Annotated in this window: 9 protein-coding genes; all 9 read right to left on the reverse strand. The window is 64.8% G+C overall.

All coding sequences use genetic code 11. The features are described from left to right. Positions 1-24: 24 nt before the first annotated feature. Positions 25-2,640 (reverse strand): motility hub landmark protein FimV, encoded by a 2,616-nt coding sequence (locus tag ACODSM_RS03405; RefSeq protein WP_476017207.1) that lies wholly within the window; start codon positions 2,638-2,640, stop codon positions 25-27. A gap of 288 nt (positions 2,641-2,928) precedes the next feature. After that, complete coding sequence (asd, locus tag ACODSM_RS03410; protein ID WP_110959350.1) at positions 2,929-4,059, reverse strand: aspartate-semialdehyde dehydrogenase; 1,131 nt, start codon at positions 4,057-4,059, stop codon at positions 2,929-2,931. 400 nt (positions 4,060-4,459) lie between these two features. After that, positions 4,460-5,533 carry a 3-isopropylmalate dehydrogenase gene (leuB, locus tag ACODSM_RS03415; RefSeq protein ID WP_476017208.1) on the reverse strand — a complete coding sequence of 358 codons (1,074 nt, stop codon included), beginning with the start codon at positions 5,531-5,533 and terminating at the stop codon, positions 4,460-4,462. Positions 5,534-5,609: 76 nt separating this feature from the next. Continuing rightward, positions 5,610-6,260 carry a 3-isopropylmalate dehydratase small subunit gene (gene leuD / locus ACODSM_RS03420; RefSeq protein ID WP_015013237.1) on the reverse strand — a complete coding sequence of 217 codons (651 nt, stop codon included), beginning with the start codon at positions 6,258-6,260 and terminating at the stop codon, positions 5,610-5,612. Positions 6,261-6,271: 11 nt separating this feature from the next. Beyond that, positions 6,272-6,397, reverse strand: coding sequence for an entericidin A/B family lipoprotein (locus tag ACODSM_RS03425; protein ID WP_015013238.1), 126 nt, complete (start codon positions 6,395-6,397; stop codon positions 6,272-6,274). A gap of 12 nt (positions 6,398-6,409) precedes the next feature. Beyond that, a complete protein-coding gene (leuC, locus tag ACODSM_RS03430; protein ID WP_015013239.1) occupies positions 6,410-7,831 on the reverse strand; it encodes a 3-isopropylmalate dehydratase large subunit in 1,422 nt (473 codons plus the stop codon). A gap of 28 nt (positions 7,832-7,859) precedes the next feature. Further along, positions 7,860-8,837: a LysR family transcriptional regulator gene (locus ACODSM_RS03435; RefSeq protein WP_488804336.1), complete on the reverse strand. Its 978-nt coding sequence runs from the start codon at positions 8,835-8,837 to the stop codon at positions 7,860-7,862. A gap of 143 nt (positions 8,838-8,980) precedes the next feature. After that, positions 8,981-10,345, reverse strand: coding sequence for an MBL fold metallo-hydrolase (locus ACODSM_RS03440; protein ID WP_488804337.1), 1,365 nt, complete (start codon positions 10,343-10,345; stop codon positions 8,981-8,983). 159 nt (positions 10,346-10,504) lie between these two features. Next, positions 10,505-11,647 (reverse strand): molecular chaperone DnaJ, encoded by a 1,143-nt coding sequence (gene dnaJ / locus ACODSM_RS03445; RefSeq protein WP_015013242.1) that lies wholly within the window; start codon positions 11,645-11,647, stop codon positions 10,505-10,507. Between the last annotated feature and the right edge of the window lie 19 nt (positions 11,648-11,666).

Raw genomic sequence — 11,666 nt, forward strand, 5'->3', positions numbered from 1 at the left:
GATCAGCGGATGGGCCGACCGGCATTAGCCCAGTTCGGCCAGCATGCGCTGCGCACGGGTCTTGAGGGCACCGCTGGACTCTGCCACCACTTCTTCAATCAGCGTGCGTGCACCATCCGTGTCACCAATGGCGTTGAACTCCTCGGCCAGTGCCAGCTTCGTGGCCAGAGGGTCGTCTTGTGCTGCGGCCGATCCGTCGTCGGCAAATTCTGGCGCCGGGGCAGCGGGTGCTTTGGCGGCAGGCGCTGCCATGGGCTTGGAGGGGGCGTTCAGGTCCAGAGACAGGTCGCCCAGGTCAAACTCCATCGGGCCAGAATCCTGGGGCTCGCCGCTCAGAGGCATAGGGCCCGACGGAGCCATGCTCAGGTCGTCACCGCTGGGGAAGTCCAGATTGGCCACGGGCGGGGGCGCCATCATGGGGCTGGGTGCGGTTTCCTGGCTGTTCCACGAGGCGCTAGGTTCTTCGGGGATGCTGGGCAAGTCCAGTTCGGGGCGCAGCGTTTGTGGTTCGCTGGCTTCGCTGCGGTTGTTGGCTGCAGTCGCCGCTGCGGCGGCCGCTGCAAACCCACCGGCTGCTGCTGGCGGCGCATCCGTCAGCGCGTCATCGGGCAGGTCCAGATCCAGGTCGAGGTCCAGGTCCGGTGGCAAGGCTGCAGCAGGGCTGCCTGCGCCTGTGAAGGTGCTGGGGAAGCCGCCCGGTGGCACCGAGGGCGATTCATCTTCGGCCATGCCGGGGCGGCCGCCAGGTTGGTACAGGCGGTTCTCGGGCTCCAGGTCACGTCCGAGTTCGGCAATGCGGTTCCAGTCGGGCCCTTCGCCCTGGGTCAGCTTGAACACTTCACCAGCCACAGCCTCCAGGGCTTTTCGGTCCTGGCGCTTGGCGTAGATTTCGCCCAGTTTGACGTGCACCGAGACACGGCCGGGGTTGTGGCGCACGGCCTCTTTCAGGATTTCTTCGGCCTGGAGATCGCGGCCATAGGCCAGATACACATCGGCTTCTGCCACAGGGTCTACGTCACCGCCTGCATCCAGCTGGCTGGGAGAGTAGGCCATGGACGAGCCCGTGGTCATGTCGCTGTTGGCCGTGTCTACGCGCTGGCCGCCGCTGGCGCCAAAGAACGAGTCGGGCTGAATGCGGCTTTCGAGGAAGGAGCTGTCCACCCCGCCGTTCTGGCGACGGCGCTGGACCAGCCGGTAGGCGCCAAACCCGAGCAGACCCGCGACCAGGATGCCGCCGCCGATGGGCAGCAGCGGGTCGTCCATGAGGGTGGACAAGAAGCCAGGCTCTTCCACCGGCGCGGGGGCAGGCTTGGGAGTAGGCGCTGGCTTGGGTGCAGGTGCGGGGGCGGATGCCTCTGCGGCGGGAGCAGAGGCAGCCGCTTCTGCTGCCACTGCGGTCTCTGCCGGCGTGCTGGCTGCTGCCTCGGGGGCAGAAGCGGGGGCTGCAGGTGCTGCGGGCGCGGTCGGTGTGGCCGGCACGGCCGGGGTCTGCACTGCCACTCCTGCTGGCGCGCTGGCGGCGCCTGCAGCGGCCGGCGCGGCACTGCTGCCAGCGGCTGCGGACGCCGCGCTCAGCTTGTTCAGGTCGGTAATGTTCTTGGACAACTCCGCCATCCGCGTGGCGGCTTCGCTGGCCTGTTTGTCCTTGGCGACTTGCTCTTCGGCCGCCTTTTGGCCCTTGACGGAGCCTTTGGACAGCGTGAGTTTGTCAGGTGCCGCTGTCGCGGGCTTTTTGTCTTCGACGCGCGTCTGGACGCTGCCGGAGGCAGAGCGCTGGGCCACTGCCACTTCGGTCGAAGGGGCTGCCCCAGCCAGCTTGCGGCGGAAATCATTGAAGTCCCGGGCCTGGGCCGCCAGAATCTGTCGTGCTTCAGGGGCGGGGGTGGATTGTGCTGCGGCCTGGTCAGGCATCTGCAGCACGGCGCCAGCCCTCAGGCGGTTGACGTTGCCCTGGATGAATGCATCCGGGTTGGCTCGCATCATGGCGACCAGCATCTGGTCGAGCGACACGCCAGCAGGCTTGTATGCGTTCGCAATGCGGCCTGCAGTGTCGCCTGCCTGCACCGTCACACCGTCTGCCGGTGCGGGGCGGGGCGCGGCCGCGCGCGGCGCGGCCGGAGCTGCCGCGGGCTCGCTGGTGCGGGCCGTTGCTGCTGGGCGGGTTGCTGGCACCTGGGGCGCAGCAGGTGCAGAAATCTGGGGTGCTGCTGTGACCGCAGGCGCGGCGCGGCGCATGCTGGGCGGATCGAACAGCATGGTGTAGCTGCGAACGATACGGCCCGATCCCCAGTTTGCATCCAGCACCAGGTCCAGGAAGGGCTCATTCACAGGCCGGTCGCTGGACAAGCGCAACACGGCAGTGCCGTCGGCGCGGCGCTGCAGCTGGATCTGCAGGTTGTTCATGGTCTGCGTGTATTCCATGCCCTGGGCACGGAAGACTTCGGGGGCAGCCGTTGTGGCACGCAGCGAGTCGGCTTCTGCGGGGGTGATTTGTGGCAGGTCGATTTCAGCGCGCAGGGGTTCGCCCAGGGCAGACTGCACGGTGATGCGGCCCAGTGCCAGCGCAGACGCGTCGCTGGTGTAGAAGCCAGCGCAAGCCACGGCCGCGGCCGCCAGGACAGAAAATTTCCAACGATGCATGTTTGCCAACAACTGATGAGGATTTTGTGCGGCTCGGACGAGCGGTGCTTTTTTTGTCATGGTCTGGTCCCGCCCCGGCGCGTGAAAATATGTAAAAAGCACCATAGCATCAATGTTTTGCACTGACAAGCTGAGGTGGCTCCGAAGCTTTGTGAGGGGTCCCGGCGCCCCAAATTGGGGCGTGCAGTTGTTGCCAATTGCCAACGTCGCGTAACCGAGTGTGTCGATGGTCCAGACGCAAAAAAAGCGCGCGCAACTGGGTTTGCGCGCGCTTTTTGCGGGAGGTTATCAGGCGTTGAGCAAAATGCGCAGCATGCGGCGCAGGGGCTCTGCGGCACCCCACAGCAACTGGTCGCCAATGGTGAAGGCACCCACATACTCAGGGCCCATGGCCAGCTTGCGGATGCGGCCCACGGGGATGGTCATGGTGCCGGTCACTGCCACGGGGGTCAGATCCTTGATCGTGGCTTCGCGGGTGTTGGGTACCACCTTCACCCATTCGTTGTCGGCGGCGATCATGGCTTCGAGGTCGGCCACGGGCACATCCTTCTTGAGCTTGAAGGTCAGCGCCTGGCTGTGGCAACGCATGGCACCCACGCGCACGCAGAAGCCGTCGACCGGTATGGCGGCAGAGCCAAAACCCTCGCCCAGACCCAAAATCTTGTTGGTCTCGGCCATGCCCTTCCACTCTTCCTTGGACTGGCCGTTGCCCAGATCCTTGTCGATCCAGGGGATCAGCGAGCCGCCCAGGGGTACGCCGAAGTTGGCGGTTTCGGCGCCGGTCAGGGCGCGCTGCTTGGCAATGACCTTGCGATCGATTTCCAGGATGGCGCTCTTGGGGTCGTCGAGCAGGGCCTTCACCTCGGCGTTCAGCGTGCCGTATTGCGTGAGCAGTTCGCGCATGTGCTGCGCGCCGCCGCCCGACGCGGCCTGGTAGGTCTGGGTGCTCATCCACTCGACCAGACCGGCCTTGTAAAGTGCACCCACGCCCATCAGCATGCAGCTCACGGTGCAGTTGCCGCCCACCCAGTTCTTGCCGCCGTTGGCCAGCGCGTCCTTGATGACGGGCATGTTCACGGGGTCGAGGATGATGACCGCGTCCTTCTCCATGCGCAGGGTGGAGGCGGCGTCGATCCAGTGGCCGTTCCAGCCCGCAGCGCGCAGCTTGGGGAAGACTTCGGTGGTGTAGTCGCCGCCTTGTGCGGTGATGATGATGTCGCAGCGCTTCAGGGCGTCGATGTTGAAGGCGTCTTGCAGGGTGGTTTCGTTCTTGGCCTGCGCAGGGGCCTTGCCGCCGGCGTTGGAGGTGGAGAAGAACAATGGCTCAATCAGGTCGAAGTCTTTTTCTTCGACCATGCGGTCCATCAACACTGAGCCGACCATGCCGCGCCAGCCGACCAAACCTACCAACTTGCTCATTTCAACGCCCCTTTCAGATTAAGAAACAGTGCCAGACCAGACTGTTTGCCCCGGCTCGTCTGGCCGGGAGAGGGCGCACGACGGTACCGGAGCTGGATCAGCCCTTAATAATGGTCGTGGTTTTGGTGGTGATTGCGCGCACAGCCACGCCTGCCAGGGCGGCAGTAGCGGTGTTCAGGGCGAACGGGCGGGCGGCAAACATGGGCGTGATTGTAATGGATCGCGGCTTGCACGGGGCTTGCAGCGTTGCGCGAATGCCATGAAGCGCTGTGCAACGCCCCCTAAAGGGCTGGGTGGATCTGCGAGCCGGTGCCTGCCCATGAAAAAGGCGGCCACTGAGGGTCGCCTGTGATGGATGCCGCTTGCCCCCGCTACGAGCAGCTCGCGTGGCTGTGGCGGTTTACGCTTGCAGCGCCTTCACCACGGCGTCGCCCATCTGCGCTGTGCCGACCTTGGTGGTGCCTTCGCTGTAGATGTCGGGTGTGCGCAGGCCTTGGGCCAGCACCTTTTGTACAGCCGCTTCGATGCGCTGGGCGGCGGCTTCTTGGTTCAGGCTGAAGCGCAGCATCATCGCGGCGGAGAGGATGGTGGCCAGCGGGTTGGCCACGCCCTTGCCGGCGATGTCGGGGGCGCTGCCGTGGCTGGGCTCGTACAGGCCCTGGTTGCTGCTGTTCAGGCTGGCCGAGGGCAGCATGCCGATGGAGCCGGTGAGCATGGAGGCTTCGTCGCTCAAGATGTCGCCAAACATGTTGCCGGTCACCACCACGTCAAACGCCTTGGGGGCCTTGACGAGTTGCATGGCCGCGTTGTCCACGTACATGTGCTGCAGTTCGACGTCGGGGTACTGCTGGCCCACTTCGGTCATCACGTCTTTCCAGAACTGGAAGGTTTCCAGCACGTTGGCCTTGTCCACGCTGGTGACCTTCTTGTTGCGCTTGCGGGCAGCCTGGAAGGCGACGTGGGCGATGCGCTCGATCTCGGGGCGCGAGTAGCGCATGGTGTCAAAGGCTTCCTCTGCACCGGGGAAGTGCCCATCCACTGCCGTGCGGCGGCCACGGGGTTGACCGAAGTAGATGTCGCCCGTCAGCTCACGGATGATGAGAATGTCCAGGCCCGCGATCAGCTCGGGCTTGAGGCTCGATGCGCCCACCAGCTGCTCGTAGCAGATGGCGGGACGGAAGTTCGCAAACAGACCCAGGTTCTTGCGCAGGCCCAGGATGGCTTGCTCGGGGCGCAGGGGGCGGTCGAGCTTGTCGTATTTCCAGTCGCCCACGGCGCCGAACAGGATGGCGTTGGCTTCCTTGGCGAGTTGGAGGGTGGATTCGGGCAGCGGGTGGCCGTGGGCCTCGTAGGCGGCACCGCCGACAAGGGCCGATTCCATCTCGAACTTCAGGTCGAGTGCGTTGAGGACCTTGACGGCCTCGGCCACGATTTCGGTACCGATGCCGTCACCCGGCAGAACTGCGATTTTCATTGGTTTTGCTTTGTTTTTGATAGCTGCCAGCGCATATGGATGTAGCGCTTGCGGCCAATTGGGCTGAATATTGGGGTTACGACACCATGGTGTGTGCCAGCCAGGGCTTGGTGGCCAGGCGCTGGGCTTCAAAGGCCTTGATCTTGTCCGACTGGCGCAGGGTCAGGCCGATGTCGTCAAAACCGTTGAGCAGGCAGTACTTGCGGAAGGCCTGCACCTCGAACGGGATTTCCTCGCCCTGGGGGCGCACGATGACCTGGCGCTCCAGGTCGATGGTGAGCTGGTAGCCCGGGAAGGCCGCCACTTCGTCGAACAGCTGGGCGACGGTGGCTTCGGGGAGCACGATGGGCAGCAGGCCGTTTTTGAAGCAGTTGTTGAAGAAGATGTCGGCAAAGCTGGGCGCGATCACGGCGCGAAAGCCGAACTGGTCCAGCGCCCAGGGCGCGTGTTCGCGGCTGGAGCCGCAGCCAAAGTTCTTACGCGCGATCAGGATGCTGGCGCCTTTGTAACGTGGCTGGTTCAGCACAAAGTCGGGGTTGGGCTTGCGCTGGCTTTCGGGGATGCCCGGCTCGCCCTTGTCCAGGTAGCGCCACTCGTCAAACAGGTTAGGGCCAAAGCCCGTCTTCTTGATCGACTTGAGGAACTGCTTGGGGATGATGGCGTCGGTATCGACGTTCTCGCGGTCCATGGGAGCCACGAGGCCTTTGTGAAGGGTGAATTTCTGCATGTCAGGGGGCCTTATTTGGCTGCGCGCTCGATGGCCGATCCGGCCTTGCCGATGTCCTGGCCCACACCCTTGACGGTATTGCAACCGGCCAGCAGGAACGTGAGGGTCAAAGCGATGAGGGTAGCGGTGGTTTTCATGGCAAAGCTCCTTCAGGCAAATTGGCGGATGTCTACGAAATGCCCATGCACGGCAGCCGCAGCGGCCATGGCGGGGCTCACGAGATGGGTGCGGCCCCCAGCGCCCTGGCGGCCTTCAAAGTTGCGGTTGCTGGTTGATGCACAACGCTCGCCGGGCTCCAGGCGGTCGGCGTTCATGGCCAGGCACATGCTGCAGCCGGGCTCGCGCCACTCAAAGCCTGCGGCCTTGAAGATCTGGTCCAGGCCTTCGCGCTCGGCCTGCTCCTTGACCAGGCCCGAGCCGGGCACCACCATGGCCAGCTTCACATTGCTGGCCACCTTGCGGCCCAGGTTCTTCACCACGGCGGCGGCTTCGCGCATGTCTTCGATGCGGCTGTTGGTGCAGCTGCCGATGAACACCTTGTCGATGGTGATGTCGTTGATCGGCTTGCCCGGCGTGAGGCCCATGTAGGTCAAGGCGCGCTCGATGGCGCCACGCTTGTTGGCGTCTTTCTCCTTGTCGGGGTCCGGCACGCGGGCGTCCACGCCCAGCACCATCTCGGGGCTGGTGCCCCAGGTGACCTGCGGAACGATCTCCGCCGCGTCGAGCTTGACCACGGTGTCGAACTTCGCGTCGGGGTCGGAATGCAGCGTCTTCCAGTACGCCACAGCCTGGTCCCACTCCACGCCTGTTGGCGACAGGGGGCGGCCCTTGACGTATTCGATGGTCTTGTCATCCACCGCCACCAGGCCGGCGCGGGCACCGGCCTCGATGGCCATGTTGCACACGGTCATGCGGCCTTCCATGCTCATGGCGCGGAAGACAGAGCCTGCAAATTCAATGGTGTAGCCCGTGCCACCGGCGGTGCCGATCTTGCCGATGATGGCCAGCACCACGTCCTTGGGCGTCACGCCCTTAGCCAACGTACCGTCCACCTGCACCAGCATGTTCTTGGCCTTCTTGGCCAGCAGGGTCTGGGTAGCCATCACGTGCTCGACTTCGGAGGTGCCGATGCCGTGCGCCAGTGCGCCAAACGCGCCGTGTGTGCTGGTGTGACTGTCGCCGCAGACCACGGTCATGCCGGGCAGAGTGGCGCCGTTTTCGGGGCCGATCACGTGCACGATGCCTTGGCGCTTGTGCATGAAGGGGAAGAACGCTGCCGGCGTGATCTGCGCGATGTTGTCGTTCAGCGTGGTGATCTGTTCCTTGCTGATCGGGTCGGTGATGCCGTCGTAGCCGTTTTCCCAGCCGGTGGTGGGCGTGTTGTGGTCGGCGGTGGCCACGATGGAGCTCATGCGCCAGACCTTGCGGCCCGCCTCGCGCAGGCCTTCAAACGCCTGGGGGCTAGTGACTTCGTGCACCAGATGGCGGTCAATATAGAGGATGGAGGTGCCGTCCTCTTCGGTGTGGACAACATGCTCGTCCCAGATCTTGTCGTACAGGGTGCGTCCCATGGCGTGGCTTTCTTTCTGCTTTCGGGCTTCAGGTGGGGGATTGGATTTTAGTGTCGGGGGCTGTTTGCGCCGAGGGCGGCTCCGGCCGCGGTGCCAGGTGTTCCACCAGCAAACGGGCCGTGACGGGCAGAGCGTCAAAGTCGCGGGCCACCACACGCAGTTCGCGGTGCGCCCAGGCATCGGTCAGCGGGATGGCCTGCAGGTTGCCCACGCCGCGCATCAGCGCAAACGCCCGGTCGGGCAGCAGGCCCACGCCCAGGCCGTTGTCGATCATGCGGCACATGGCATCGAGCCCGGTGACCTGGATGCGCTGGCGCAGCGGGCGCCCGGCCGCGGCAGCAGCAGCGCGCATGGCCAGGCTGATGCTGCTGTTGGCGTGCAAGCCCACGATGTCCCAGTCCAGGACTTCTTCAAAATTGATAGCATCCAGCGCAGACAATTCGTGCGCTCGGGGCACAACCAGCATCAGATTGTCAGCGCGGTAGGGGCGGGATTGCAGCGCCAGGGCACCGCCACTGTTCGCCATGCCGACGTTGCAAATGCCCAGGTCGGCGGCGCCTTCTTGCACCGCGTGCAGCACGTCGCTGGAGAGGTGCTCCTGCAGATCAATCTTGATCTGGCTGTGCTCGCGTGCAAAGGCGCCCAGGTCTTCGGGCAGAAACTGGAAGATGGCTGAAATGTTGGCGTGCATGCGCACATGGCCGCGCACGCCGTCGGCGTATTCGCTCAGTTCGCCTTGCATGCGCTCCAGGCCGAACAGCACGGTGCGCGCATGGTGCAGCAGGCTCTCGCCAGCGGGCGTAAGCGTCACGCCCCGGCTGTGGCGGTAGAGCAGGGCGGTGTCCACGGCCGTTTCAAGGTCCGACAGACGCTTGCTCACGGCGGATGCCGCGATGAACTCGCGCTCGGCCGCACGGCCGATGCTGCCGAGCTCGCACACCGCCACAAACAACTGCAGCGAGGTCAGGTCAATACGGCGCGCAAAACTGCGCTCGGAGCTTTTCATGGGGTTTTGACTTCTCGAAAAGAGAAGGTTTCCTATTTTCTCCCCATTATTGGTAGTTTGTCATCGTGATGCACGATGACTGAGATGCCCTTCTGCGCGAGAACTGCTCTTCTTGAGCGCAGAAAGAGAGACCGGGACGGGGCTCAGGCCGCGCAGGTGCTGCCGTGTTCGGGCACCGAGGCCCGCCAGCGCAGCTCGTGTTCAACGCGTTGGCGCAGCCGGTCTGCGGCGTCCATTTCGCCATGCACCACATACACCTGGTCGGGCGCGTGGCCCATGCTGCGCAGCCATGCGATGAGCTGGTTTCCGTCCGCATGGGCCGATGCAGAAGACAGCTTGACCACTTCGGCCCGAACAGCCACGTCCTGGCCGTGGATGCGGATGTTTTTCTCGCCCTCAGCCAGGCGGGCGCCGCGCGTGCCCGGCGCCTGGTGCCCGGTCAGGATGATCATGTTGCGGTGGTCGCCCGCGTGCAGCGCCAGGTGGTGCAGCACGCGGCCCCCGGTGGCCATGCCGCTGGCCGACAGGATGACCATGGGCCCATGCAGCCGGGCCAGGCCTTTGGACTGTTCCGTCGTCTGGACCATGGTGGCGCCGTGTTCCAGCGCCTGCACTTCGCGCCCGCTCAGGCGGTGTTCCTGCATGTGGTGCTGGAACAGCCCCGTGGTGCTCACGGCCATGGGGCTGTCCAGGAACACCTTGAGCGATGCGGGTACCACGCCCTGTGCCTTCAGCAGCCCAATGGCGTGCAGCACGACCTGTGCGCGGCCCACGGCGAACACGGGTACCACGGCGATACCCCCGCGTGCAGCCAGGCGCTGCAGGGCGGGGCCCAGTTCGTCGAGCAGGCCCTCCGGCGGGTGCTCGCGGTCGCCGTAGGTGGATTCGATGAGCACTGTGTCCGCCTGGGGCGGGGCGTCTGGTGGGTTCATCAGCAAGTCGTCTGGCCGGCCCAGGTCACCGGAGAACAGGATGCGCCTGCCTCCCACCTCCAGCAGCACGCTGGCCGCCCCCAGGATGTGGCCCGCAGGCGAAAAGGTCACGCGCCAGCCGGGCAAGGGCTCGAAGGCTTTGTGGAACGGATGGATCTGGAACTGCTTGAGGCAGTGCAGTGCATCCAGCCGCGTATACAGGGGCAGGGCTGGGCTGTGGCTGCTGAGCTGATGGCGGTTGAGGAAGGCGGCGTCTTCTTCCTGCAGGTGTCCGCTGTCGGGCAGCAGGATGGTGCACAGGTCGCGCGTGCCCGGCGTGCAATGGATGGCGCGGGTGTAGCCGTCGCGCGCCAGCAGGGGCAGGTAGCCGCTGTGGTCCAGGTGGGCGTGGGTCAGCACCACGGCGTCGATCTGGTGCGGCGTGACGGGCAGGGGCTGCCAGTTGCGCAGGCGCAGCTGCTTGTAGCCCTGGAACAGACCGCAATCGACCAGCACGCTTTTGCCGTTGTAGCGCACCAGGTATTTGGAGCCGGTGACAGTGCCGGAGCCGCCTAGGAAGGTGATGTTGACGTTCATGTGTCCAGGCTCCTGACTGATCATCGATGGTGCCCATCCTACTGATCGGATCGCGCCCGTGGACATTGCCAGGGAGTTTCTTGCCTTGCATCAAGAAAAAACCGCCTGCAGCCTTGGGGCTGCAGGCGGTTTGGGGCGAGGAAACCCGTGCGTGAGGGGTCAGCTGAAGAAGTTCTTCAAGCGGTCCGTCCAGCTCTCGCCACTGGGCGAATGGCGTGCGCCGCCCTTCTTGAGGGAGTCTTCCAGCTCGCGCAGCAGTTTGCGCTGGTGCTCGGTGAGCTTCACGGGCGTCTCGACCGCGATGTGGCAGTACAGGTCGCCGGGGTAGCTGGCGCGCACACCCTTGATGCCCTTGCCGCGCAGGCGGAACTGCTTGCCGGCCTGGGTGCCTTCGGGGATGTCGATGGCTGCCTTGCCCGCCAGCGTGGGCACTTCGATCTCGCCGCCGAGGGCGGCCGTGATGAAGCTCACGGGCACCTGGCAGTGCAGGTCGTCACCGTCGCGCTCGAAGATGTCGTGTTTCTTCAGGCGGATCTCGATGTACAGGTCGCCCGGCGGGCCGCCGTTGGTGCCCGGTTCGCCGTTGCCCGTGCTGCGGATGCGCATGCCGTCGTCGATGCCCGCAGGGATCTTCACTTCCAGCGTCTTTTGCTTCTTGAGCTTGCCCTGGCCGTGGCAGGTGGTGCAGGGCTCAGGAATGATCTTGCCCGTGCCGCGGCAGTGGGGGCAGGTCTGCTGCACGCTGAAGAAGCCCTGGCGCATCTGCACCGTGCCTGCGCCCTGGCAGGTTCCGCAGGTCTTGGCGCTGGTGCCAGGCTTGGCGCCGCTGCCATGGCAGGTGTCGCAGGTGTCCCACGAGGGGATGCGGATCTGCGCATCCTTGCCGCGCGCGGCTTCTTCCAGCGTGATCTCCATGGCATAGCTGAGGTCGGAGCCTCGGTACACCTGGCGCCCGCCGGCGCCCCGGCCACGGCCTTGCTGGCCGAACATGTCGCCAAAGATGTCGCCAAACGCCTCAGCAAAACCGCCAAACCCTTCGGCACCTGCGCCGCCGGGGCCGCGCATGTTGGGGTCCACACCGGCGTGGCCGTACTGGTCGTAGGCAGCCCGCTTTTGCGGGTCGGAGAGCATCTCGTAAGCCTCTTTGGCTTCCTTGAATTTCTCTTCGGCAGGCTTGGCGGCATCACCCTGGTTGCGGTCAGGGTGATGCTTCATCGCCAGCTTGCGATAGGCCTTCTTGATTTCTTCGTCCGAGGCGTTTTTCGGAACGCCTAGGATTTCGTAAAAGTCTCGTTTGGACATAGTGATTCAGAACCCAGTT

The sequence above is a fragment of the Acidovorax sp. FG42 genome, from assembly GCF_057809195.1.